The organism is Candidatus Vondammii sp. HM_W22 (assembly GCF_022530855.2).
Taxonomy (GTDB): Bacteria; Pseudomonadota; Gammaproteobacteria; order Chromatiales; family Chromatiaceae; genus Vondammii.
This window is the reverse complement of the sequence record NZ_CP099567.1, coordinates 982,099-1,007,915: the sequence shown is the minus strand read 5'-3', so window position 1 is coordinate 1,007,915 and position 25,817 is coordinate 982,099. Positions and strand designations below refer to the sequence as shown.

Annotated in this window: 15 protein-coding genes and 5 pseudogenes; 14 read left to right on the top strand and 6 right to left on the bottom strand. The window is 51.9% G+C overall.

The annotated features are described in order from the left end of the window. The first annotated feature begins 76 nt into the window (after nucleotides 1-76). From MN084_RS05625 to MN084_RS05610, 4 genes and pseudogenes are all read left to right on the top strand, one after another. Nucleotides 77-286, top strand: coding sequence for a phage terminase large subunit family protein (locus MN084_RS05625; RefSeq protein WP_330178412.1), 210 nt, complete (start codon nucleotides 77-79; stop codon nucleotides 284-286). Continuing rightward, nucleotides 265-1,282: pseudogene (locus MN084_RS05620) on the top strand (phage portal protein). The gene MN084_RS05625 and the pseudogene MN084_RS05620 overlap by 22 nt, the downstream one beginning before the upstream one ends. 127 nt (nucleotides 1,283-1,409) lie before the next feature. Next, nucleotides 1,410-2,168, top strand: a complete 759-nt coding sequence (locus tag MN084_RS05615; RefSeq protein WP_241086866.1) for a DNA adenine methylase — start codon at nucleotides 1,410-1,412, stop codon at nucleotides 2,166-2,168. A gap of 843 nt (nucleotides 2,169-3,011) precedes the next feature. Further along, complete coding sequence (locus MN084_RS05610) at nucleotides 3,012-3,926, top strand: hypothetical protein (RefSeq protein WP_241086867.1); 915 nt, start codon at nucleotides 3,012-3,014, stop codon at nucleotides 3,924-3,926. Nucleotides 3,927-4,150: 224 nt separating this feature from the next. Here the strand turns inward: MN084_RS05610 and MN084_RS05605 are convergent, their stop codons facing one another. Beyond that, entirely contained in the window at nucleotides 4,151-4,534 is a 384-nt protein-coding gene (locus tag MN084_RS05605; protein WP_241086868.1) for a DUF6394 family protein, read from the bottom strand. Nucleotides 4,535-4,810: 276 nt separating this feature from the next. Here MN084_RS05605 and MN084_RS05600 point away from each other — a divergent pair, with 276 nt between their 5' ends. The 6 genes and pseudogenes from MN084_RS05600 to MN084_RS05575 form a co-directional block, all read left to right on the top strand. Continuing rightward, nucleotides 4,811-5,008 carry a hypothetical protein gene (locus MN084_RS05600; protein WP_241086869.1) on the top strand — a complete coding sequence of 66 codons (198 nt, stop codon included), beginning with the start codon at nucleotides 4,811-4,813 and terminating at the stop codon, nucleotides 5,006-5,008. Next, on the top strand, nucleotides 4,998-7,937 hold the full coding sequence (locus MN084_RS05595) for a sensor histidine kinase (RefSeq protein ID WP_241086870.1): 2,940 nt from the start codon (nucleotides 4,998-5,000) through the stop codon (nucleotides 7,935-7,937). The genes MN084_RS05600 and MN084_RS05595 overlap by 11 nt, the downstream gene beginning before the upstream one ends. 13 nt (nucleotides 7,938-7,950) lie before the next feature. Further along, a complete protein-coding gene (locus MN084_RS05590; RefSeq protein WP_241086871.1) occupies nucleotides 7,951-9,297 on the top strand; it encodes a sigma-54-dependent transcriptional regulator in 1,347 nt (448 codons plus the stop codon). Nucleotides 9,298-9,407: 110 nt separating this feature from the next. Continuing rightward, nucleotides 9,408-11,348, top strand: coding sequence for an acetate--CoA ligase (gene acs / locus MN084_RS05585; protein ID WP_241086872.1), 1,941 nt, complete (start codon nucleotides 9,408-9,410; stop codon nucleotides 11,346-11,348). A gap of 681 nt (nucleotides 11,349-12,029) precedes the next feature. Then, nucleotides 12,030-12,236, top strand: coding sequence for a hypothetical protein (locus MN084_RS05580; RefSeq protein WP_241086873.1), 207 nt, complete (start codon nucleotides 12,030-12,032; stop codon nucleotides 12,234-12,236). 81 nt (nucleotides 12,237-12,317) lie between these two features. Then, nucleotides 12,318-12,733, top strand: a pseudogene (locus MN084_RS05575) (transposase); the annotation flags it as partial. Between the two features lie 330 nt (nucleotides 12,734-13,063). Here MN084_RS05575 and MN084_RS05570 read toward each other — a convergent pair. Then, nucleotides 13,064-13,989: pseudogene (locus tag MN084_RS05570) on the bottom strand (IS5 family transposase). Nucleotides 13,990-14,110: 121 nt separating this feature from the next. On the opposite strand from MN084_RS05570, the gene galU reads away from it, so the two are divergent. Beyond that, nucleotides 14,111-14,998 (top strand): UTP--glucose-1-phosphate uridylyltransferase GalU, encoded by an 888-nt coding sequence (gene galU, locus MN084_RS05565; protein ID WP_241086874.1) that lies wholly within the window; start codon nucleotides 14,111-14,113, stop codon nucleotides 14,996-14,998. An 829-nt stretch (nucleotides 14,999-15,827) separates the two neighbouring features. On the opposite strand, the gene MN084_RS05555 is transcribed toward galU, so the two are convergent. Further along, complete coding sequence (locus MN084_RS05555; RefSeq protein WP_241086875.1) at nucleotides 15,828-16,049, bottom strand: hypothetical protein; 222 nt, start codon at nucleotides 16,047-16,049, stop codon at nucleotides 15,828-15,830. Between the two features lie 522 nt (nucleotides 16,050-16,571). Next, nucleotides 16,572-17,195, bottom strand: a pseudogene (locus MN084_RS05550) (transposase). 2 nt (nucleotides 17,196-17,197) lie between these two features. Between MN084_RS05550 and MN084_RS05545 the strand changes: the two are divergent. The 3 genes and pseudogenes from MN084_RS05545 to MN084_RS05535 all read left to right on the top strand — a co-directional run. Then, a pseudogene (locus MN084_RS05545) lies at nucleotides 17,198-18,140 on the top strand (IS256 family transposase); the annotation flags it as partial. A gap of 35 nt (nucleotides 18,141-18,175) precedes the next feature. Then, nucleotides 18,176-18,511 carry a transposase gene (locus MN084_RS05540; protein WP_320416468.1) on the top strand — a complete coding sequence of 112 codons (336 nt, stop codon included), beginning with the start codon at nucleotides 18,176-18,178 and terminating at the stop codon, nucleotides 18,509-18,511. A gap of 422 nt (nucleotides 18,512-18,933) precedes the next feature. Continuing rightward, nucleotides 18,934-20,046, top strand: a complete 1,113-nt coding sequence (locus tag MN084_RS05535) for an ATP-binding protein (protein WP_241086876.1) — start codon at nucleotides 18,934-18,936, stop codon at nucleotides 20,044-20,046. A 52-nt stretch (nucleotides 20,047-20,098) separates the two neighbouring features. Here MN084_RS05535 and MN084_RS05530 read toward each other — a convergent pair whose 3' ends face one another. Then, complete coding sequence (locus MN084_RS05530; protein WP_241086877.1) at nucleotides 20,099-23,866, bottom strand: translocation/assembly module TamB domain-containing protein; 3,768 nt, start codon at nucleotides 23,864-23,866, stop codon at nucleotides 20,099-20,101. Then, nucleotides 23,863-25,587, bottom strand: coding sequence for an autotransporter assembly complex protein TamA (locus tag MN084_RS05525; protein WP_241086878.1), 1,725 nt, complete (start codon nucleotides 25,585-25,587; stop codon nucleotides 23,863-23,865). The genes MN084_RS05530 and MN084_RS05525 overlap by 4 nt, the downstream gene beginning before the upstream one ends. Nucleotides 25,588-25,817 lie beyond the last annotated feature (230 nt).

Below are 25,817 nucleotides of genomic sequence, written 5' to 3'. Positions count from 1 at the left end.
TTATTTCGTTGAAGTAAAAACCAATTTAGTTTTGAAGGCCAAGTAGTTATTCAGTCACCGACTGGTTGAATTCGATTTGTCGTGGACAGACTTGGCTCATGCGTTTATGACCATCCATCAAACCGCAACCAAATCCGGTAGAAACATTACTTATCGGGCAAGCCTAACCAATAAAACAGGTCATGCCGACTTAGCCTGGGCCGTCATGCACGCGCTCGATAAAGAAACATTGAATAGTGTGGATGAAGTTGGCGAAGGTAAAAAATCATTTATGGAGATTTTCTAGTGAATAAAAAAGCTGATTTTTTTGCTTTTGGAGAACCGCTTCCAGTATTGGAGGGTAGAGAAATCAGCGAATATGCAGAATGCTGGTTACAGGGTGACTATTATGAGCCACCTATCAGTTTGCATGGATTGGCAAAATCATTACATGCCAGCGTCCATCATCGATCTGCTTTATCGGTAAAGCGCAATATTCTGGTTTCCAGCTATGTCGACCATCCCTTACTGACCAAGCAGGATTTTAGCCGGTTTTATTAGACTATTTGGTGTTCGGTAATGCCTATCTTGAAAGAATCAATAATCGTCTTTGGAAGCCAGTCAAGTTAAAGCCTAGTCCTGCCAAATACACTCGCAAGAAAGCCATGACGACTATCTATTTTTGAAAAACTTTGGTGAAAAGCACTATTTCTCAAGTGACTCAATCTTCCATCTGCTTGAACCCGATATTAATCAGGAAATTTATGGTGTACCTGAATATTTGGCGGCGCTAAACAGTGCATGGTTGAATGAGTCAGAGACTTTATTTCGCCGTAAATATTATCTCAATGGCAGCCATGCCGGATTCATTCTGTATATGACCGATACTGCCCATGAGGAAGATGATATTAACAACCTGAGAAAAGCGCTTAAAGAATCAAAATAGCCTGGCAACTTTCGCAACCTGTTTATGTACGCGCCAGACGGTAAAAAAGACGGGCTGCAGGTAATTCCTATCGCAGACGTATCAGCCAAAGATGAGTTCTTCAATATTAAGAACGTGACACGTGATGATGTATTATCCGCGCACCGTGTGCCACCTCAAATAATGGGCATTATTCCGTAAAATACAGGTGGATTCGGATCAGCAGAAGCGGCTAGCAAGGTATTTTCCCGTAATGAACTCATACCGCTACGGGAGCGATTTAAAGAAATTAATAGCTGGATAGGTGAGGAGGTCATCCAGTTTGAACCTTACTTTATTGATGTAAAAGACCCGAAAACAGAAAGAGAGGAGCGATGATTACGGTGCGCTAACACCGTAATCATCGCCGGACATGATGAAGTAACCACCATGACCAGCCGAGGCTCCCCGCTGCATGCATACAGCACGGTGAAGCTTATCAAATTTATCACTAAGAGGCTGCACCATGTCCAAACCAATCATCCCGTGGATGGGGGAAAGCGTCGACTTGTCAAACAAATTATGCCGCATGTTGAAGGGTATAGAACCTTATGTCGAACCCTTTGCCGGTGGCGCTGCCATTTTCTTTTTGAAGAAGCCATCACAGGTTGAGGTCATTAATGATCTGAATGGTGATTTGGTGAATTTATACAGAATCGTCAAGTATCATCTTGATGAGTTTGTTCGTCATTTCCGTTGGGCCATGGTCAGCCGAGAGGAATTTCTTCTAGCCAAGAAGGTAGACCCAACAACACTGACCGATGTGCAAAGGGCAGCAAGATTCTACTATCTGCAAAAATTGGCCTTTGGAGGAAAGCCAGTTGGCCAGACTTTTGGTACCGCAAAGACAACCCCACCCAAGCTTAATTTGCTACGAATCGAAGAGGACTTAAGCCTGGCACACTTACGGTTGGCGAGAACAACCATTGAGCATCTGCCTTGGGATGAGTGTATTACTCGATACGATAGTATCGATACGGTTTTTTATCTTGATCCACCGTACTGGGGAACAACAGGGTATGGATCCGACTTCACATTTGATAACTATGCCAAGATGGCAGAGCTGGCTTCAAGTTGCTCGGGTAAGCTGGTTATATCGATTAATGACCACCCCGATATCAGAGAAGTCTTTAACGAATTCAAATGCCAGTCGATTCCTATCACTTACACGGTAGGCGGCAGTACCAATGCCGCTAAGCGGCGCGAGCTAATAATCACCTCTTAGGCTAATTCAGCCTGCAATTCAACCAAATTGGTCTTTCTACAAAGCGGTGTCACTCACCGCTTGCACGCTGCCTCACACTCCGCCGTCTTCCCCCCTCCACGCCTGCGGGCTTTTTAGGGCTGTTTTTTTTGCAACTGCCAAACTGGCTGAAAGCCTGCGCATTACTTACGGGGGTGCTATTATTTTCAGTCCTATAATCTCTGCGATTCTTGGCACAAGAGGCTTACGAGACATATGGCAGAATAGCAATGCTCAACGGCAGTGGACTCTTAGGTACATGGGGGTACTTCGGAAACGGGTAATCATAGTCAATACAGCAATATAACTATATGATATAAAAGGATTAAATAATTACCCTCTAAAGGTAATATATGGTAATTTAAAAGGTAATTTATTTCTAATACATTGATTTATAAGAGAATATAATTTGTTAAAAGTTACCCTCTTAAAAGGTAATATAATTACTCTCTGATTACCTTTTTATTACCTTTGCCATCTCCTTATTTCTCTTTTAAATTCAATAGTTTACGATTATTTTTAGAAAATATTAACTTTATTACTCAGTTCCGAGTACCCCACAGATTTTAGACCTGTATTTAGGGCTTGGCGCGATATTCATTACATATCTGTGGTAATAAACAACAATCAGTCAGTTGGTATTTATTCTTGGCGTTCTGTGGTAGATTGACTACTAGGAGCTGAATGCCTTGGCTATGAGTGACCAAAAAGACAGCGATTTTGACTACCTGCCTGTGTAGATTTCTTTAATTGTTTCTGGCAAGCGTAGTGTTAAACACTCTTCACTACCTGCAAAGTATCAGTACAATTAAGGAGATTCTTCTCGTGAAAACCGATATTTCAAAATTATGTGCGGACTTCCTGCGCACGTCTTATGCATCAAAAACTGGTGCTAAACTCAAAGCAACACATACTAGAGAGCTTATTGCGGCTTTCTTTGGATATAAGAGTCATGCTGCTCTGATATCTGAAAAATCATATCCGCTAGATAATCTGGAAGAGGCAGCCATTCTTGTGCCTGATATCCCGCTTTTGACTCGACGGCAAGCACGCCTGAAGGAGCTGCCTGATGATCTGCCACAGTCACAAGAACTGGCCTCACTCATAAGCACATTCTTAAGTGATAAAGGATATTTTGGTGGAAATGTCTGGATCTATGACACCCTTGAAGCCTACATCACTGAAGTTCTATTGATCGAATGTGACAATTTTATTTCTGACGAGTTATCCGGAGTTATGGCAGAAACCAATGCCGGATTTGAGGATTCCCCGTATTATGAGAATGCCAAGATAGTAGACACAGGCGATGACCTTGAGATCATTGCTTCGGGAACCCTTAAGGGAACGCAGATCGGTGACAAGATGTTCTCTGGCGATAGGATAGATTTTGGGGTGCGGGTTACGCTACCACGTATTGCTGGAAAACGAAGCTTTCTGGATTTCGAGATCGAGGCCGGAGGCGCAGTCAATGATGATTGGCGAGATAAAGAAAGTGTGCATAGTACCTACAAACAAAGCGCTTTAGCTGATGAACTTGGTCTAACAGATTTTGAACTTGAACAGCTTTCGTGGGAAATGGATACGGTCGAAAGCAACGATGGCTTGGTCTATGCCTACCTTGTCACTTTCACGGACGGCCCCGCTGAAATATTACAAAAAATCAGCCTGGATGATTTTAATACTATACGAGTTAGCGCTAATGCGTTTGATCAGAAAGAACCAGAGGAGGTACTGCTTTAGAGTAGGTCTCCGCGCTCTGTTATCTACAGGGCGCGGAAATATAGAACTTGAACTGGCTACGACATAAATACCCCAATTATTTGATTTTTATATATTTTATCTGTCCTGCCCCGGGATCAACACCAGCCCCAGCACAGCAATAGCATAGACGGAAATTAGCGTCAGCAGTGGCTGACGCATGCGCTGGAGAATGATGTAGATGATATTCATCACAGCAGATTGCTTCAGCGACGCAGCATCACTGTCTCGATCACCAGTAGAATTACCGAGATCACATTGGCCAGCATGGCGCCGCCCGAAAGCGAAACAATACTGGCCATTGCTACCGGCGTCAGTCCACTGCCGGCAACGTGTTGAGCCACACCCCAAACCAGGACTGCGGCAAACAGTTGTAGTAGCGCCACCAGCCTGGTAGCCAGCAGAACCGCTCCCATCTGAGTACGGTCGCCAAATTTGAGGATCGTGGCCATCAGGTTCACCACAATCACGGCAAACAGCTCATAGACATGGTGATGATCCGGGTTATCAAGATCACCCACAAAAAAGCCGAAATTGAGAGTCAAAGCCAATACGATGAAAAAGCCAAAGACAACTTTTTCAGGATTCATAAGTCACTCCTTCGAAACGAGGGCTGCAGATCACAGTCTCGTGCCTCCTGTTTACTACTGGTTTCCAGAGCAGTTCAAGAAATCTGGATAGATGGGTAATACTGCTATTCCCGGGATGTGCCAGAGGTTTATCACAGGATCACAAAGAGCAGCGACAAATCACTGTGGCTATTTCAAACCGGGAATAGCTGATACTCGGTGAATTTTTTACCATGCTGCTGCTCACGATAAGATATCTCGGTTGTTACTATTTGTAACAATTGATAGGCTTACTCCATGCTGAATCGTCCGGACTCCAGCAAACAAAGAGAGAGCACCCTGCTGCTCACACTGCTGACACTCTTTCTCTTTGCCTCACCACTAACCCACTGGTGGGCTGGAGAGAATAACCCCTGGTTCCTCCCTTACCTGCTCTGGCTGGCGATTATTCTGATTACGGCCTGGCTGACCCGAAAGCACCGTCATGACGTATGAGCTGGAAGTACTGTTTGGCGTCAGCCTCTGCTACCTGCTGCTGCTGTTCTTTATCGCCTACATCACCGATAGTGGCCTGATCCCAGACAGCTGGACCGCCAATCCCCTGGTCTATGTACTCTCTCTTGGCGTCTACGCCACCTCCTGGACCTATTACGGCAGCGTTGGTTTTGCACAGCGTGAAGGCTTTCAGTTTCTCACCATTTATCTGGGCGTAACCATCGCTTTTATGCTCACCCCGATGCTGCTGCGTCCCCTTCTGCGCTTGGTTCGTGATTACCAGCTCACCTCCCTGGCTGACCTGCTGGCCTTCCGTTACCGCAGTCAACTTGCAGGCATCCTGGTCACCCTCTTTATGCTGTTGGGTTCCCTACCCTATATTGCCCTGCAGATCCGTGCCGTCACCTCATCGACCCAGGTATTGACCCACGATGAGATACCTCAATTCCTGGCCCTGGGATTCTGCGGCATGCTGATACTCTTCTCCATTCTGTTCGGCGCCCGTCACATCTCTTCACGAGAGAAACACAGAGGGCTGGTCGCTGCCATCGCCTTTGAGTCCCTGGTCAAAGTGGTTGCACTGGTGGCGGTGGGCCTGTTTGCCGTTTTCGGCACTTTTTCCGGACCCAGTGAACTGAACCAGTGGCTGACCGCCCACCCGGAGGCGATCCGGGCACTTTATGAGCCGATCCGTGAAGGACCTTGGGTAACCCTGCTGTTTCTCTCTTTCTGTGCCGCTTTTCTGCTTCCCCGGCAGTTTCATATGATTTTTACGGAGAATATATCGAGCCGTGCTCTAACGACTGCCAGCTGGGCCTTTCCACTCTTTCTGCTACTGCTCAATCTGGCGATCCCACCCATTCTCTGGGCGGGAGACTATCTACAGCTCGACATGGATGCCGACTACTATGTCCTCGGCATTACCCTGGCAAATGGCCCTGAATGGTTACCGATACTCACTTTTATTGGTGGCGTGTCCGCCGCCAGTGCCATGGTGATCGTATCCACTCTGGCGCTCTCATCCATGTGCCTTAACCACCTGCTGCTCCCCGCCAGCTATCCTGATCCAAAACTCGATATCTACACTTGGCTGCTCTGGGGAAGGCGACTGCTGATAGCCGTTATCATCGCGGCCGGCTTTGGCTTTTATCAGCTGTTGGAGCATAACCAGGGACTGGTGCAGCTTGGGCTGATCTCTTTTGTCGCCGTTGCCCAGTTCCTTCCCGGTGTTATCGGCGCACTCTACTGGCGCCGTGCGACCCGTCAGGGATTTATTACCGGACTGCTGGGAGGTATCTGTATCTGGACCATCACCCTGCTTCTGCCGCTGCTGGAAAATTCAGGTATTGTCGACCTCGGACTCGATCTCACCTCCCTGCATCGCACTTCCGGTCTCGATCATTGGCAGTTCGCCACCTTCTGGTCGATGGCCTGCAACACGGCACTATTCGTCACTGTATCCCTGTTCACCCGCCAATCGCCGGAAGAGCAGGAGGCCGCGCACGCCTGCAGTAGTGACACCATCATTCCGGTCCCCCTCGACGGTGTTGTGGCGGCCGGTTCACCGGCACAGTTCGCCAAGGGTCTGGCTGTCATGGTTGGCAAGGAAGCAGCCGAGATGGAAGTGGCGATGGCCCTTCAGGATCTGGACCTGGGCAAGGATGAGACGCGACCCAGGGAACTGAAACGGCTGCTGCAACGCATCGAACGCAACCTCTCCGGTCTGGTGGGTCCGCATATGGCCCACGTCATCATCAACCAGCAACTGAGAATCGATGGCCAGACAAAAACCGCCCTGGCTGACTCCTTCCGTTATATGGACGAAAAACTGGAACGGTCACGCAGCCAGCTGAAAGGCCTGAATGCGGACCTGGATGCACTGCGCCGATACCACCGCCAGATTCTGCTGGACCTGCCGCTGGGTGTCTGCGCCGTTGCCCCTGACCACACAGTGATTATCTGGAATCTGGCGCTTGAGATGATGAGCGGGGTAAGCAGCCGGCAAGCTGAAGGGCGCAAGCTGAACAGCCTGTCGCCCCCCTGGGGATCACTGTTAGCCGGTTTTGCACTGGCCCAGGATGGGCACATTCATCATATGGAGGTAAACGTCAATAACCGCCCTCATTGGTTCAACCTGCATAAGGCAAAGATTCCAGACCCCGATCTGCCCCATCAGGAGTCGGGCCCCCACACCAGTCTGGTGATGCTTCTGGAAGATATGACAGACCTGGAAAATCTCGAGGCCGAACTGGCACACAGCGACCGTCTTGCCTCCATCGGGCGGCTGGCGGCCGGCGTCGCCCATGAGATCGGCAACCCGGTCACCGGCATCGCCTCCCTGGCACAGAATCTCCGAGAGGAGCAGACTAGCGAAATTATCCAGGAGAGTATTGAGGGGATACTGCAACAGACCAAACGTATCAACAGTATTGTTCAATCACTGATGAACTTCAGCCGGAGCGGCAGCATCGGCACCGAACTGGAGGCATTCGCCCTGAGCGATATCGTGGATGAAGCGATTCAACTGGTCAGACTGACTCGGGCAGGCAAGCAGGTGGAGTGCAGCAGCAGTTGCCCGAAGGATCTGAAATTGATCGGCGACCGCCAACGCCTTTCACAGGTAATGGTCAATCTGCTGACCAATGCCTGTGACGCCTCGAAGCCCGGAGGTCAGGTGGAGATCTTTGCTTTCGAAGAGGATGGACAGTTGCAGATCGAAGTAATGGATCAGGGGGAGGGCATTCCGAATGATGTTCAGAAGGAGATCTTTGAGCCCTTTTTCACCACCAAGGAGACCGGCAAGGGAACCGGCCTGGGTCTCTCCATGGTGTACAAGATAATCGAAGAGCATAAAGGAAGCATCAACATCGATTCGGTTCCCAATGTTGGCACCCGAGTCATAGTACAACTACCTCAACACTTGGATTAAAGCGTAGAGAATCATGAGTCAGATCTTAATTATTGAAGATGAACCGATCATCCGTAGCGCCGTACGACGCCTGCTGGAACGCAAAAATCATCAAGTTAAAGAGGCTGAATCGGTTGAAGAGGCGGTGGATAGATTCAACCTGAAAAATTTCAGCCTGATCCTGGCCGATATGCGACTGCCCGGAGCACCGGGAACGGCGATCATAGCAAAGGCCGAAGGCGTACCCGTGCTGATCATGACCAGCTACGCTAGCGTACGATCGGCGGTGGACTCGATGAAGCAGGGTGCCGTTGACTATATCGCCAAGCCTTTCGATCATGACGAGTTGCTGATTCTGATTGACCGGACTCTCAAGCAGGGAAATATGGAGCGGCAGAACGAAATCCTCAAGGCGGATCTGGACAGGGTCTATCCGGTAGACGGCATGGTCGGTAGCTGTCCTGCCATGCAGGAGGCGTGTCGTCGTATCACCAAGGTTGCCCCAACGGATGCTACCGTTCTGATCCTGGGCGAATCTGGCACCGGCAAGGAGTTGGTGGCACGTGCACTGCACAATCAAAGCCTGCGTAAAGATGCCCCCATCGTTACCGTCAACTGTGCTGCGATCCCGGAAGCGCTGATAGAGTCGGAACTGTTCGGCCATGAGAAGGGAGCCTTTACCAGTGCCGACAGCACCCGCATCGGTCTGGTGGAGTCGGCGGAGGGAGGCACCCTGTTTCTCGACGAGATAGGAGAACTCCCCCTGGCAGCACAGGCCCGGCTGCTGCGGGTACTACAGAATGGTGAAATCCGGCGAGTCGGATCGGAGCAGTCCCGACTGGTCGATATCCGCTTGATCGCCGCCACCCACCGGGATCTCAAGCAGCTGATACAAAACAGTAAGTTCCGCAGTGATCTTTATTTCCGTTTGCGGGTAGTGGAACTCCCCCTGCCGCCCCTGCGTGAGCGGGGTTCCGACCTAGTCGAATTGGCTGAGTTTCTCCTGGACAAGGCACGCAAGCAACTCAATCGCTCGCCATTGACACTTAATCAGGCGGCCATAGAGACAATTGTCAGCCACAATTGGCCCGGCAATGTCCGCGAGCTGGAAAATGCCATGGAGAGAGCGGTCATTCTGTGTGAAAGCAATGAAATTACCCCTGACCTGCTGGCCATAGATACCAATCTGAAGCAACTCCATCCGAAAATACCCGCGGATAACACCAATCTATCTCTGGAAGAGTATTTCCGCCACTTCGTGCTGGAGCATCAAGAAAAGATGACTGAGACAGAGCTGGCAAAACAACTGGGAATCAGCCGCAAGGCACTGTGGGAACGACGACAAAGATTTGGAATTCCCAGGATGAAGGTAAAAAACTGAAAAAAGTATGACCGTACACTACCCTGAATCATTATCTGGGGTATAGCATTGTGCAGTCTCGATAAAAAAGTCGGCTTAAGCCGCTATTAACTCAACTAAGGAGATAAACCATGTCCCAAGAGAAAGTCTATCCCGTTCCTGCGGATATTGCAGCAAATGCGCATATAGATGCAGCAAAATATCAGGAGATGTACCAACGGTCTATAGACGATCCAGACGGATTCTGGGGCGATATGGCCGAGGAATTTGTGACTTGGTCAAAAAAATGGGACAAGGTCTCAGAGTGGGATTTTCACACGGCGGATATCAAATGGTTTGAGGGCGGCAAACTGAATGTCTCCTATAACTGTCTTGACCGGCATATGGAGATTCGTGGTGACCAGACGGCCATCATCTGGGAGGGTGACAATCCAGAAGAGGACCGGCACATCAGCTACCGCGAGATGCATGCAGAAGTTTGTAAACTCGCCAATGTGCTCAAACAGCGTGGGGTAAAAAAGGGGGACCGGGTCTGTATCTATATGCCGATGATTCCGGAAGCTACCGTGGCGATGCTGGCCTGTACCCGTATTGGCGCCGTCCACTCCGTCGTCTTTGGCGGCTTCTCCCCCGATTCGCTGCGTGACCGGATACTCGACTCCAACTGCCAGACCCTGATCACCGCCGATGAAGGTGTACGGGGCGGAAAGCACGTCCCTCTGAAAGTCAATGCGGATACCGCCCTGGCAGATTGCCCCAATGTCCACACCTGTCTGGTAATCAAACGTACCGGGGGTGATGTCGCCTGGACTGAAGGCCGTGATATCTGGTACCACGATGCCATGGAAAACGCCTCCACCGACTGCCCGCCTGAAGAGATGGATGCGGAAGACCCGATGTTCATCCTCTACACTTCCGGCTCCACAGGAAAGCCCAAAGGGGTCCTGCACACCACCGGGGGTTATCTGGTGTTTGCCGCCATGACTCACAAGTACACCTTCGATTACCAGGAGGGAGAGGTCTACTGGTGCACCGCGGATGTCGGCTGGGTCACCGGCCACACCTATATTGTTTACGGCCCTCTGGCCAACGGCGCCACCAGCCTGATGTTCGAGGGCATTCCAAACTACCCCAACGTCTCCCGTTTCTGGCAGGTCGTGGATAAACATAACGTTGCCATCTTCTACACCGCACCCACTGCCATCCGGGCCCTGATGCGTTCCGGCGAAGAGCCGGTAAAAAAGACTTCACGCAAATCACTGCGTTTGCTCGGCACCGTGGGTGAGCCGATCAACCCAGAGGCCTGGGAGTGGTGCCATAAAGTGGTAGGCGATGGGCGCTGCCCGATTGTCGATACATGGTGGCAGACCGAAACCGGTGGTCACCTGATCACACCCCTACCCGGCGCGACTGACCTGAAACCCGGTTCTGCCTCTGTCCCCTTCTTTGGGGTCGCACCGGCGATTGTCGATGCATCCACCGGAGAGGTACTCGAAGGCGAGTGCCAGGGCGCACTGATTATCACCCGCCCATGGCCAGCCATGATGCGGACACTTTATGGCGATCATCAGCGATTCAAAGACACCTATTTCTCCCAGTATCCGGGCAACTACTTCACTGGTGATGGCGCAAGGCGTGATAAGGATGGCTACTACTGGATTACTGGACGCATAGATGACGTATTGAATGTCTCCGGCCACCGTCTGGGCACAGCAGAGATCGAGTCAGCCCTGGTGCTGCATGAGAAGATTGCCGAGGCTGCAGTCGTAGGCTATCCACACGACATCAAGGGTCAGGGTATATACGCCTACGTTACACCCATGGCAGGTGTTGAACCTACGGACGAGCTGAAGGTGGAACTGGTCAAACTGGTACGCAGTGAAATTGGCCCGATTGCCATCGTTGATGTCATTCAGTGGGCACCCGGGCTGCCAAAAACCCGCTCCGGCAAGATCATGCGCCGAATTCTACGCAAGGTCGCCTGCAACGAGCTGGATTCACTGGGTGACACTTCCACTCTGGCTGATCCCAGTGTCGTGGATGATCTGGTGAACAATCGCGCCAACAAATAACCGCGGCCCTTTTTTCCAATGAAACAAGCAGGCCCATTTTAGGCCTGCCTTTTTTGTGATTTGCTTGTTTTCAGAAACATCGTGAATTCAACACCAAAGTGCATCACCTGGATGACTAATAGAGATGAGCTGAATGCTTGATAAGAGGTTGTGAAATCTTATTTGGACAAGAGGAGCACAAATCATGTCTTATCTCCATTTTGGTGCAAAAGAACGCCATACGCTCATGTATCTTTTACATTGGCGTTTAGGTTATCGGGACATTGGTCGTCGTCTGGGGTCGTCATCACACCACCATCTCATGTGAAGTGAAACGCAATGGTCGACTCATGGCCTGTTACTGGAATGAGTTTGCACAGAAACGTGCGATGGCTCGATGCAAGAAACCGAGGCACACTCTCAGGCGATCACGTAAAAAACGCCTGCATTATGTCACCGAGCGATTATGGGAGGATTGGTCACCGGAAACAATGGCTGGACGCCTCAAGCTGGATCACCCTCGAGGTGCATGTCTGCGGATTAGCCCGGAAGGTATCCATCGATGGATATACGAGAATGCGGCACAAATCGGTTCTTTGTACCAACATCTACTGAGGTGGCACAAAAAGCGTCTAAGACAGCAACAATACGGGACTGGGCGTGGTTTGATTACCACATCGTGTGAGCATTCGTGATCGTCCTGTGAGTATTGGCAACCATCGTCGCCTTGGCCACTGGGAAGGTGATAGCGTTGAGGGAGCCAAGGGCTCAGGCGGCATTGCCACCGATGTGGAAAGAAAGAGCCGCGTACTGGTTGCTGCTAAACTGAGCGACAAATCGGCAGATGCTTTTTATCTGGTGACAACAACTGCCTTAAGGTCATACCTGAGAAATGGTGTAAAACCCTGACGGTTGATAACGGTAAAGAATGTGCTCAGTTCAGGAAAATTGAAGAGGCCACAGGCATGAATGTTTACTTTTCTGATGAGGGTGTCCTGGAAAGACTACAAGGCAGTGACGGCAGACCTGAAGAAAATATATAAGCCTGTCACCGAAGATGAAGCGCTACTGGAACTTGATAATTTCTCTAACCGATGGGATGACAAATATCCTCAGCTCAGCCGTTCGTGGCGTAGCCACTGGCACAATCTTAATACCCTGTTTGGCTACCCTGAGGACATCTGCAGGGCAATCTATACAACCAATGCCATCGAGTCAATGAACAGCGTGGTTCGCAAGGCAATTAAAAAACGGAAGCTATTTCCGACCGACGACTCGGCAATGAAAGTGGTGTATCTGGCGGTGCAGCAAGCATCAAAAAATGGACCATGCCGATTCGCAATTGGAAACCAGCACTGAATAGATTTATGATTGAGTTCGAAGAACGCTTGGCGGAATACATTTAATCTGGGCAGTTACACGGAGATCGTTACACCCTCTTGCTGATCCTTATCCCCCCCTGGCAACGGGGCACCAATGAAAATACAATGGGCTGCTGCGTCAGCACTTTCCTAGAGGAATCGATTGGCAAAAGATCGCTAATCTAATGCTTGCAACAGTAGTAGGAAAGCTCAACAATCGATCTCGGAGATGCCTCAATTATCAGACACCCAACGAAGTCTTCCTGAAGAGCACAGGTGGTGCATTTACAACTTGAATATTTGTAAGAACAAACCGCATTATTCCCGGATTCGACCTCAATTTTAGCTATTCTTGGGCTTTCAGCCGCAACTTGCCTATGAGATGGCTAATAAATGCCGCTTAGCCAGCACCTGGTTAATCAAAGCGTACTTGGTAAGTACCCAATGGGTATTTTTCTCAAGCCCTCGATCGAACCTTGTTAAAACCAAACTGCCGCTTCATTACACCGAATACATGCTCTAACCCTGGCGCGCGTTCTCGATTTGTATCGATTCGCTGATGGCTCCTGCCTGGTTAATTGTCGATTACGACAGGCTTTCTTCCGGGTAAAGCCTTTGGCGCATGCTTGGTCAGTTTATCTTTCTGTCCTGCATAGGCAGAATCTCCCCGTACGCGGGTTTCGTTTCCATGCAACAGGTCTTCCAATACCTGCGAATCATGAATATTGGCCGGTGTCACAGCAATTGAGTGGATCAGTCCACGCCAATATAGGCCTTCATGCCAAGAGTACCATTGATTGCCTTTGTGGGTTTGATGCATATCCGGATTACGGTTTATCTCTTTGTTCTTCGTTGTGATGATCGTGGCATCAACAAAGGTTCCCGGGTTGAGCTTCATACCATTCTCGGCCAGGTAAACATTGACCAAACGAAACAGCTCATCCCCAAGACTATTCCTTTCCATCAGATGGCAAAAATTGCAGATGGTTGTTTCATCCGGTACGGGCTCATTACTCAGGTCGATACTGATGAACTTACCCATGGCACGTAAATCATGAAGCGCTTCTTCCGCTGCGGGACCAGAGAGTTCAAACCAGTGCTGTGGAAAGTGGATGCGCCGCATGTGCTCCAGACCAACGGGCTTTCCACCCCGCGCCCTTCGGATTTGGGTAACAGGGTGCTATGACCTCGCCAAGCTCCTTCCAGGGAATGATTTGCTCCATCTCATCCAGAACCTGCTCCTTGCGGGTCTTTTTTCGGTATTTTTCAAAGCCCCGAGCTTCTAAGCTTTGCTGTTTCATCGTTTTCCTGGAACTGGTGATCTATAGATCAATGGTATACGATTTCTTCAGTTAATCAGAGGAGCCCTAGGAATTTAATTTGGGATAATCTGATTGTTTGGTCGTAGTAGGAGCGCAGTAAATGGATTCACGCACAATAACAAAAGCTGTCTTCCCTGTGGGTGGTTTTGGCACCCGTTTCCTTCCCGCCACCAAGGCAACGCCCAAGGAGATGCTGCCTATTGTCGACAAACCGCTGATTCAATATGCAGTGGAGGAGGCGATTGCAGCAGGTTTAGATGCACTAATCTTCGTAACCGGAAGAAACAAACGTGCCATCTCCGATCATTTTGATAAAGCCCATGAATTGGAACACGAACTGGAGCTCAAAGGGAAAGAGAGACGGCTGAAGCAGATCAGAGAAATTATCCCTTCCGGAGTAGACTGCATCTATATAAGACAATACGAAGCATTGGGTCTTGGCCATGCCGTACTCTGTGCCAAGAAAGCGGTGGGAGATGATCCTTTTGCAGTAATCCTGGTCGATGACCTGATTGATGGTGGGGAGAATCCATGCCTTGCACAAATGACAGAGATCTACCGCCAGACAGGTGAAAGCATTATTGCTGTCGAAGAGGTGGCTGCAGATAAAACAGACCAGTACGGTATTGTGCAAGTGGACAGTCTCTTGGCAAAGATCTCAAGAATAGAAAAGATCGTCGAAAAACCAAAGCCGGATCAGGCATCCTCCAACCTTGGTGTTGTCGGTCGTTATATTCTTACACCAAGAATATTTTCCCTGCTCGAGACAACCGGCAAGGGTACTGATGATGAAATTCAATTGACTGATGCAATCAGTGATTTGTTAGGGGAGGAGGTTGTAAATGCCTTTAAATTTGATGGTATTCGCTACGATTGCGGATCAAAACAGGGGTTGATGGAGGCGAATATCGAATATGCGCTGCAGCATCCAGATATGAGAGAGGAGATGATCAATTACCTGAACACTCTTCATTCCAGATTGAGCTAGAGGTCCATGAGGTTAATTCTGTAACGATTTCTTCGCCGTCCAGCAGCGGCCAAAATATAGCCAGCCGGCGGCTTCGTCCACTTGAAGGGTTTAGCGCTCCCTTTAGTTGTGAATCTTGATGCAACATCCCAACTCAGATTTTAACCCCAAAACGCTGGTAAACACACTCCGTTACAATGCGCGCTGCTCCAACTGTGAAAACCAGCCTTTCACTGCATTGAGCCAAGATGAAGTGGTTGGAGTGAAATGAAGGTGAGTGCCAGGTCGAGAGGCCTTCCACTCTCAGATGGCCCGTGTCTTGTAAGCACTCAGACTATCCATAACGGACGGAGCGATAAAAATGCTCAATTGGCAGTTTTTCTATAAATAGTCGCCCCTGAATCATTTATAATCATGTAGCGTGCCGCGTGAAATGCGAACGCTGGACATTTAACTTGCGAACACCGATCACGCCAAAATAGCCCGGGGTTTAAAGCTTCGGTAAAACGTCCTTAAAGGTGGTGGCATCGCCCTACCCTCCAGCTGAATTAGAAGGAACCTACACCCAAGTCCCAGTGAAGAAACTTGACAATCGTATTCTTACTCCAATTGTCAGATAATTCTGATTCCTTGGTGTTTATTAAACCGCTATTGTTCTACTTGGGTTATGCGCCGCAAGAATGCCCACACCCAGTGCCCTTCCGATCCCTTCAGGAGGGGCATCTTTCTAATCTGGCTAGACCATCGTCGGCAGTTCGGCGATCAACTCTTCGGCAGTCAGCACAGTCCGGTTGTTGGCCTGTATATCGGTTTTCACCTGGAACGCATACGCCCAACACGCATCCATCCACTATCCATATGCGACCGCATCCATGTGGGGCTCGATTGCGCGTTCCATTGCTGCGATGATTTCAGCCTCGGTGGGGAGAATCACAGGCTCCTCGGTCAGTGTCTCGATAAGCGGCTCGATACCCAGATCAGTGATCTCATGACGCGAGCCATCGGGCAGCCAGTAGACGGTGCCCCGATAATCGGGCACGAGAGTCCATACTCCATTAATGTAGATATCCACCTCGCACTCAGCCGCGCCCCGGTAGGGGCATCAGCCACAGCGTGAGCGGGAGGGCACATATAGATCGTCTGTCCAGCCAGTTTGGTTTCCAGCGGATCGAGTAAGGCGGTAACCGGCCAAGCACTCGCAGCGGACATTTACATATTGATATAATGCTTGTATGAACATAGATGCAAGCAGGCTCAGCACTGAGCAACAAGAACTCCTGAGACAGCAAGCTGTTCAGCTCCGCCTTCAAGGAAAGAGCTTTAAGAAAATAGGCGGCTTGAATGTTCATCCAAATACGGCTGGACTTGTATAAACGCTATCGTGTCGGTGGTAAAGAAGCTCTGGTCATCGCGAAGTGAGGACCAAAAAATGCACACCGTCGCCTGACTGAAGCTCGGGAGCAAAAAGTCATCAAAGCGATTGGGGTCATATGCCGGATCAATACAAACTCGGCTCTGCGCTCTGAACTCGTGGTTCCATTGTTCAGCTTATCAAGCGGTTTTGGGGAATTAATATCCCTGTGCGGAATACTACTTACTTAAACTTTTTTGGGTGGCCATTTTTCCGAATATTCTCTCGCGCAATAGCCCTGGATTTGGTAAGTAGCGGGAATTGCCTGGGTCTTCGTTTTATAGCCCGCGGCTCCATACGTCCCGGTTGTTTTCCAACCTGCTGCGGTGCAATGAGGATAAAAAAGCCATCAATTTTGTCAATGTCGTAACGACCGCTTTTTTGCCACACAACCCATAGCTGCAAAGTATGCTTGAAGCCAAGTTATCGAGGAATGATGTCAGCCAGTAATGCCGCCTGAGTCATCAGTAACCGGATCAAGTTGTAAGCCAAAAGATAGACCCACAGCTCTTTTTCCGCCATTTCCGGTGTACGACAATTTAATATTTCCATTCCCAGAGTGGTCTTGATGTTGCGTATATCTAACTCTACCTGCCAACGGTTCCGATAGAGTGCCTTCAGGGTGGCTTTGCTCGTACTTTTTGAGCAAAGTAGTGTTATCATCAAGATCTTACCGCCAGCACGCAACTCCTGCACTTTCAATCTATCGGGGGTTTGATGGGTTATAACTGAAAGTGGTGTTTGAGTGGTGTTTGAAAGGAATTGAAAAAAAGCGGGGTATCTGGTTGATTTGTTGTTACGAGACATCAAAAACAACCATGTCACTGGAAACGACGCTGCCGTGGCTCTACCTGAAGGGGATTTCCAGTGGAGAGATGGGTGAAGCCCTGAAAGTGCTGGTGGGTCCGGATGCAACAGGCTTGTCGGCCGGCAGGGTGTCGCGTCTGAAGCAGGTCTGGGCAGAAGAATATCGGGGCTGGTGCGAAGAGCGTCTGGATAAGCGCCATTGGGTGTATGTGTGGGCAGACGGTGTCTACAGCGGATTGAGAGCAGAGCAGACGAAGCTGTGTGCCCTGGTGGTGATCGGCGTGAATGAGCGTGGTGAGAAGCATTTTCTGGCAATTGAGAATGGTGTACGGGAGTCCACACAGAGCTGGCGGGAGGTGCTGTTAAAACTGAAGTCACGCGGACTAAACCCGCCCAAATTGGCAATCAGAGACGGTGCCATGGGGTTCCCGGGCTGCGCTGGAGGAAGTGTATCCGGAGACGCGCCAGCACCGCTGCTGGATGCACAAGATCATGAACGTGCTGAACTGCCTGCCAAGGTCAGGTCAGCCGAAAGCGAAGCAGGCACTGCATAACATCTGGCAGTCGGAGACCCAGGCCGATGCGGAAAAGGCCTTTGATCTGTTTATCAAAACGTATGAGCCAAAGTATCCGAAGGCTGCCATCTGTCTGCACAAAGACCGAGAGGAACTGATGGCTTTCTATCAATTTCCTGCGCAGCATTGGCAGAGCATTCGGACCAGCGATCCGATTGAATCCACCTTCGGGGCAATCCGCCATCGAACCAAGCGTTCCAAGGGCTGCCTATCGCGTGACGGCATGCTACACATGATGTTCAAACTCGGCCGGTGTGCCGAGAAGAAGTGGAGACGATTACGGGGTTTCGATTACCTGGCGAAGGTGATAACCGGAATCAAATTTAACGAGGGTGTTGAGGCAGCAAGAGTCGATCAGGTCACCGCTTGATTCAACTGGCTAAACACCAGATTTGACTATAACTCATAAAAAACACCACTCAGCATGGTCGCTGTTATGCTCTGCAAGGACAAACGCCAGTACAGCGGCTTCTGGTCAAGCGAGTGTCACTGAATATGATTTCAGCCATGCGAATCAGGGTGAAGTACGGCTTCATGCTGTATGAGCCAGCCATGAACGCGAAAGTGCTGATCAAATTCCCAAGGGCACTGATCGAATCTACACCGGGAAAGGTATTTCTGATACTGGACAACCTACGAGTGCATCACGCCAAAAAGGCGAAACGCTGGTTACCTAACCGGGCCGTAAATGCTATCTGGATAGTTCTTTTTGCCTGCCTATTCACCGGAACTGAACCCTGACGAGTATCCGAATTGTGATCTGAAAAGGATGCTTCATAGCGGAGAGGCGATTCGTTCTGTGAAAGAATCTGAAAAAGAGAACACGATCCTGTATGCGAGCCTTGTAAAAGAAGCCTGAACGAGTGAAAAGTTACTCTAATGCGACACACATGAAGTACGCTGCCTGGTAAGTGTGTTTTGCCGCTGGGTTAGTAATGCTTGCAACTGTTGATGGAGAAGCTCAACAAACGACCTCGGAAATACCTCAATTATCAGACACCCAACGAAGTCTTTCTGAAGAGTACAGGTGGTACACTTACAACTTGAACCCACCACCCTGTATGGTGGAATTCAGAATGCGGTACTCATAGGATATAACTCAGCGAAAACAGGTTGAGGCTGACCTGAAACTGACGGAGAAATCTCTACATCGGGCGCAAAATATGGATGCCATCGGTCAGCTTACAGGTGGTATCGCACATGACTTTAACAATATTCTGGGTATTATTATCGGCAATGTTGATTTTCTTAAGCGTCTGGTAGTACAAGATGATAAGGCAGTCAAACGGATTGAGACCATCAGTAGAGCAGCCCTTCGGGCCGCTGACCTGACCAAGCAGCTGCTTGGATTTTCCCGGCGGCAGGCGCAAAACATTGTTGTAACCAATATCAACCAAGTGATTCAGGGTATGGACAGTCTTATTGTCCGCACTGTCACGCCAGAGGTGACCGTTGAGTGCCATTTGGCGAATGATCTCTGGCTGACAGAGATTGATCCGGATGATTTTGAAGATGCCCTGCTCAATCTGATCCTCAATGCACGGGATGCGATGTCGGAAGGCGGTGGACTGATTATCGAGACCCGCAACGAGGTATTGGATGCCAGCTATGCCGAGGTAAATCCAGCGATCTCTCCCGGTGAGTATGTGCAGTTGGCGGTGAGCGATACCGGTAGTGGTATTGCTGCAGATATCATGGATCGTATCTTTGAACCCTTCTTTACTACAAAACTCCAAGGCAAAGGTACCGGCCTGGGGTTGAGTATGGTGTTTGGTTTTGCAAAACGATCCAGAGGTTACATTAAGGCCTACTCGGAGTATGGGGCTGGAACTACATTTCGTCTCTATCTGCCACGATCAGATGAGGTTGGCAGGGCATCCGATTTTTATCGGGATGAGGAGAAACTGCCCCAAGGCGAGGAGTCGATACTGGTAGTGGATGACGAGAAGGAACTCCTGGAGTTGGCAGAGGCTAATCTGCAAGAGCTTGGTTACACCGTCTATACAGCGGTGAATGGCCAACAGGCCCTGGATCTACTCAACGAAAACAGGCAGATTGACCTACTGAATGATGTGGTGATGCCAGATGGCATGAACGGATATGAACTGGCGGAGCGGGCAACGGAAAAACAGCCGGACCTGAAGGTGCTGCTGACATCCGTCTTTACCAGCAAGGCAGTGGCAGTGAATGGTCAGGCGAGTTTTAGCACGAATCTGCTGAGCAAGCCCTACACACTGACTAGCTTGGCCCGCCGAATACGCTATGTGCTCGACTGATGTGGTGAGTGCCAAACCAAATTGAACATAGGGGTTAGTTTCCTCCCATGGCTCAACGTTCGATGGTGTAGAACAGGTCCACCCCCTGGCTACGACCGCTCTCGGTCTGGATTTGCAGCCTGTCGTTGAGATCGTAGCGCAGCCGCAACTTGGTTTCGCGCGAGGCCAGTTCGTTGACGTATTGTACGTACAGGCGCGGCGACAGATAGGTGCCGGCCACCACCGAGGCTTCAGCCAGGCTGTTGCCTGTCTCCACCCGCAGCTCCTCCAAACCTAACTGGCGCGCAGCCTCTGATGTCAGGTTGCCTATGCCGGCGGCCTGCAGGGCGGTGGCCACATCGACATTACTGCCTGATTTGCCGGGTGGCCGTCCGGTAAGCAGGTAGGAGGCGACCTCGCTTTGGGACATGGCCGGGGTGGAGAAGAGGGCAAGCTTGGGTGCCTTTAACGTGCCGCTCACCCGCAAGCCGGCGGTTACCTCACCCACCTCGCGTACCGCCCGCACATCTACCCCTGGGTTGTCTACCGGGCTATCGGCAAACAGGACGTAACCGCGCTCTATTTTAAGGTCCTGACCGTAGGCGCGGTAGGTACCGTCCGTCACGCCCAGTCGGCCGCGGCCGATGACCGGCCGGCCCGGCTCGTCGATCACCAGCAGGTTGCCGGTGAGGTTGGCGCGCAGGCCGAAGCCCTGAAAGCTGACCCGGTCACCGAAGATAATGCGCAGTCTGGAATGGAAGTTTGAATCTGCCGGCTCTTCCTGTTGCGGTGCGTCGCGGCCCACCACCACCAGATCTGATGTGCCGGTGATCGCGGATTTTGGAAGTTCCTTCGGTCGGATGCGGCCATAGGGTATGTGCAGTTCGCCGTCCAACTCTGAGCGCTCTTTGCTGTGCAGGATCACCAATTCCGGCGATATATGTACCTCCGCTTCAGGAATATTCACCGCTACCCAATCTTTACCCTGCACCTTGATCCGGGTGGGATAACCCTGTTCCGGATCGATTCGGGTCTCGCCCTCCAGGGTCAGTGTGCCGCCGCCTGAGCTTACCGTGCCTTGAATCTTCAGCCGGTCCAGGCTTGGCGCCGTCAGGCTCAGGCTCAGCTCACGCAGTTCCAGGCCCAGATCCGGGATGTCCAATGCACCACTCTTTAATAGTGCCTTGCCTTGAACCTGAGGCCGGGCGAGGCGGCCCGCCAGGATGAAGTCCATATCGATGCTTCCTGCCACATTTTGCAACTGTGGTGCCACCATCGAAGCCAGGCTCAGGTCGTCGATACGTGCCTTCAAACGGCCGGCCAATGGCTGCTTTTCCAGGTTCAGATCAGATACTTTCAGTCCGGGCAAGTCGATTTCCCCATTGATTACCCCCAGGCCAGCCAGTGGTATCCCAAGTTTGGTATGGGCGCCGCTGGCATCCAATTTCGCCTGCAAGCTGCCACCTGAAAAATCTATCCGGTGCGGTTCACCTTTCAGTTCGAAGGTAAGCAGGCCTTCGGGTAGCTTGAGTTCCGCCTGCCCGCTAACGGCTTCCATGGGGTCGGCAGTGAAACTCGCCGTCAGGTCACTACGACCTGTGAGCTTTAATTCCGGCGGCAGCCAGTGCTGGAAAAAGGCCAGCGGAAAGGCCGGGGCGTTCAGACTCGCCTTCCAGCTCTGGTCTGCGATACGGTCGAGCTCGGCGCACAAACGCCCGCCGTCGGCAGCGGCCAGACAGAGGTCCTGTACCTTTTGAGTGCTGGCAGACAGGGTAAAGGCGGCAGGCTCTTCCAGGTCCCAGCGGCCAATTTCGGGCAGGGTGAGGGCCAGCGTCCGGAGATGGCCGCTCCAGGTATTGTTGTTATCCAGGCCTGCATCGATGGCCAGTTGTGCTGCTGGTGCCAGCCTGCTGTCCAGCTTGAGGTCTAGGTGGTGTGCGCTGCGCTTACCCGTAATGCCTAGAGTCAGTGTTTGCCACTGCATTGCGCCGGTTTTCAGCTCCTTGGCCGCCAAGTCCAGGTTCATCTGCTGGTCACCACCCAGATCCAGGTCCGCCCGAATCTGAAGCGCTGCCACTTCATGGCCCTCAAAGGCAATGCTTTTACCATCAATAGCGGCGTGAACCTGCGGTGCTTCGGGGCTGCCGCCAAGTCGGCCCGTACTGTTCAGCGTGCCGGACAGGCCAGGCCACAGGCTGGTCAGATCATCGGCCTTCAGGCTCCAGTTCAGGTCAAGGGTGTTGCCGGCGGTACCTTCGATGCGGGCCTCACTGCTACCGGAGGTCAGCTCCAGACCCTCTATCTGCAACTCTTCGTCATCCAGCTTCAGCTTGCCCGTGGCGTTGAGGGGGTAACCGCGCACTTCACCATTCAGACTGGCCAGGTTTACTTCCATTTGGGGAGCACTCTCCTGTATCCGGCCCCGGGTGACCAACTCCAGTGCCAGCTTGCCGGGAAAATCGGCATGGAATAGCGCCGGATTGATATTGGAACCGGTCAGGTTCAGCTCCCAGGTTGGTTGTGGTGCCCAGTTCGCCTGGCCCGAACCCTGAATCCGCCCCTCGGGCAGGACGACTTGCAGTGCTTCGAAGCGGATGCCTTCGGTATTGCCGCTACCGGTTGCCTCCAGTATGACGGCTGGCTGATCCGGCACTGCCGCGTCCATGGTGAGGTTGTAACGATAGTTGGCTGGTTGCCCAGTAATTTTCAGCCGACCCCGCTCGCTGAGAGCCTGGAGTGTTTCGCCAGACAGAGGCCAGCGCAGGGCACTCCACGACAGCTCAGCATCCAGCATCCCGAGTGAATTGTCGGTGGTGTAACGACCGTGGCCTTCGATTCTGGTGCCCGCAGGGGTGGTAACCAGCAGGCGTTCTGCAGTGACTGTCCCTCCCTGGTAGGTGACAGCCAAGTCCCAGTCGAGCTGGCCCAGGGATGGCTCAGTCAGCTCCAGATTGGCTTCCAACTGCACCGCTTCCGGGGTGCCGGTGCTGTGCAGCCAGCCGCTGACATGGGCGGGGAAGGCGTCGCTGAAGGCTCCTAAATCAGTGCTGTCGAGGGCCAGCCTGGCATCCCAGCGGGGAGCCTGTATCAGCTCAAACAGACGGGCACTCAAGGTGGCGGACAGAGGTGCTGCCAACGTCTGCTCGACTTTGAGCTGTTCCAGATTGCCGACGATTTGCCCCTGGCCAGAGAGCAAGGGGCGGTCCGGCAATTGGTATTGCCAATCCAGCTTTAGGTCCATCGGTACAGCCGGGTCCAGCCGTAGACTGCCGGCAAGTTTCACCCGGGCGCCAAAGGAAGCCGCCTCCAGGTGTTGGATGTTGACTTCATCGGCTAGACCTCTGGCTGCAAGGGTCAGCTGGTCGATGACGATGGGCTCGGCGGCCCCGGCTGGAGTGATGTGGAAATCGGTTATCTCAATCGAATCCAGTATCAGCTCCAGAGGCAGAGTGAGGCCGGGGAAGGGGGCTGAGGGTGTTGCATCAGTTTCGGGCGGGGGGAGTGTCAATTGGCCGTGTTCAATCTCCAGAGTGAGCAGATGCAAGCGCTGCCGTAGCAGAACAGAGGGCTGCCAGTCCAGATGCAGCCGGTCAAACTCCAACACCAGATCGCCATCGCGATATCTGACTCCTTCGAGGTCAAGCGGGCCTGTGAGGCGGCCTTTGATAATGTCCACTTGCAGCTCGCCCGGAGCCAGATCCTGGGCCAGGTCGAACAGCCAGCGCGTGCCGCTTTCGCTGTGCAGTACGAAGCCCAGGCCGAGGATCAGGCTGAGCAGAATCAATAGTGTGCCGGTGATCAGGGTTGCCAGGCCGCGCAGGGCGATAAAACGTCGGTTCATAGCTCGAAACCGACCACGATGTGCAGGCGTAGCGAAGGGTTCTCTTCACTCAGCGCATTTGCCAGATCCACTCGGACTGGCCCCACCGGTGAGCGCCAGCGGATGCCGATGCCTGCGCTGTACGCGATGTCGGTCTCATAGTCAGGGTCAAAGGTATTGCCGGCATCGAGGAACAGAGCCGCACTCCATTTGCCGGCCAGTAACCGCTCCAGCTCAACGCTGCCCACTGCGAGAAAGCGCCCGCCAATCACCTCACCGGTTGCATTCCGCGGTCCGATTTCGTCTAGTCCAAAACCGCGCACACTGTTGTCGCCACCGGCGAAAAAACGCTTGGAAACGGGCAGGTCCGTCAGGCTCTGCGCAAGAGTGGCGCCCAATTCAGCCCGTGCCAGGAGCCGCCATTTGCTTTCGCCCAGGCCGTAGATAATTTTACTGTCACTGTGGAACTGGATGTAGCTGGTATCGGAGAGTAGTTGCTCTGCCGCCCCCTCAATGCGGAAATTAATCCGGTGGCCCCGCTGGATGTAGTCGAGACCATCGGTCCGCAGATGCGAGAAGTTCACATAGGGCACCAGCAGGAAGGCGGTGTCGTCCTGCTCATTCTCTTCGAACTCTTCATAAGAGTAGTCAATGCCGAGAGAGCGGTGCCAGTTGTCCTCTTGCCCTGACGAATGGGCGGCGTTAAGCAGCAGACGAACGCCGCGACGGGTGTCTGTGTCAAATTGGTCACCCTGGGCCGAGAACGACAGAGCGTCCTGTGACGGACGTTCCAGGGGGATGATGTACTCGGTCTTTAGCAAACTGTGCGGTGCCAACAGGCGCAGTTCACTGAGCATACGGTGGCCTTCACGGCCAATGAGGCGGCGCTTCCAGTCAAGGGTGATGCGTGGTCCTGTATCGGTGGAGAAACCCACTCCGGCCCGGTAGCGGTTTGGCTTGTTGGGCGTTAGTGTCGCTTCGATGGGCACTTGGTCGCCCACTGCCTGATCGCGCAGGGTGCGCACCTCCACGTGACTGAAGTATTCGCTGTCGATCAGGTCCGACTGCAAGGTCAGCAACTGCTGGTGGCTGAAAGGGTCACCTGACTGAAAGGGCAGGTAGCGGGTGAGGAATTCGGGATTCAGCACATCCTGCGTGAAGCGCACCTCGCCGAACCGATAGTGCGTGCCGGTGTCCAGCTCCAGGCGAATGTAGGCCTGGTAGCTGTCCAGATCCACCCGGACTGTGTGGATCTTATAGCGGGCGTCCAGGTAGCCGGCTTCAAGGGCATCGGACAACAATTTCCCCTTGAATGCATCGTAGCGGGCCTGATCCAGAAAATCGCCCTCCTCCAGGTCAAGGCCCTGGGCGAACAATTTGTCATTTTTGCCCGGGCCGGTGGCATTGAATTCCACCCTCGCCAGTTTCACTCGGGGGCCAGGCTGGATTCGATAGAGGGCGCGATAGCCTGCTTTGATCTGTTCCAGGTGTGATTCGATGACTGGCTTGAAGTGGCCGAAGGGTTGCAGTGCCCGGCGGATCTCGCCCGGTGCCTCTCTGTGTAGCAAGCGCAGGCGACCTTCGCTCAGGCCTTCCCGTTCCTTCTCCTGTTCCAGGGAGAGGAAAGTGCGTACATTGGCCTCCTGCTCGCCATCCAGACCTTCGATCTGCACCTCAATGTCCAGAGCATGTGCGGTCGCAGCGGCCAGCAGCAGGCAGATGACAACAAAAAATTGCCGCATAGACTTCCATACGATCAGAAACTAAAGAGTAGGGATTTTATCAGTTCCGCCCCGTCTCTGGCGAATTGTCTATCTAGCTTAAGTGCTGTAGTTCATAGCTTATTGGTCTACAAAGAAGTGCAGCATCCTGAACGCCATGAACCACGGCTGGATTCTGGGACAAATCGCCTTCATTTTTTGATCAGCTCTGATTTCGTTATCGTTTTGCCCAATCCATTCATGCCCTTCGT

Bases quoted from the DNA above. Each gene is read 5' to 3' on its own strand.
- MN084_RS05615 (WP_241086866.1), top strand. From the start codon at position 1,410: ATGTCCAAACCAATCATCCCGTGGATGGGGGAAAGCGTCGACTTGTCA.
- MN084_RS05605 (WP_241086868.1), bottom strand. From the start codon at position 4,534: ATGAATCCTGAAAAAGTTGTCTTTGGCTTTTTCATCGTATTGGCTTTG.
- MN084_RS05600 (WP_241086869.1), top strand. From the start codon at position 4,811: ATGCTGAATCGTCCGGACTCCAGCAAACAAAGAGAGAGCACCCTGCTG.
- MN084_RS05595 (WP_241086870.1), top strand. From the start codon at position 4,998: ATGACGTATGAGCTGGAAGTACTGTTTGGCGTCAGCCTCTGCTACCTG.
- MN084_RS05590 (WP_241086871.1), top strand. From the start codon at position 7,951: ATGAGTCAGATCTTAATTATTGAAGATGAACCGATCATCCGTAGCGCC.
- acs (WP_241086872.1), top strand. From the start codon at position 9,408: ATGTCCCAAGAGAAAGTCTATCCCGTTCCTGCGGATATTGCAGCAAAT.
- galU (WP_241086874.1), top strand. From the start codon at position 14,111: ATGGATTCACGCACAATAACAAAAGCTGTCTTCCCTGTGGGTGGTTTT.
- MN084_RS05535 (WP_241086876.1), top strand. From the start codon at position 18,934: ATGGATGCCATCGGTCAGCTTACAGGTGGTATCGCACATGACTTTAAC.
- MN084_RS05530 (WP_241086877.1), bottom strand. From the start codon at position 23,866: ATGAACCGACGTTTTATCGCCCTGCGCGGCCTGGCAACCCTGATCACC.
- MN084_RS05525 (WP_241086878.1), bottom strand. From the start codon at position 25,587: ATGCGGCAATTTTTTGTTGTCATCTGCCTGCTGCTGGCCGCTGCGACC.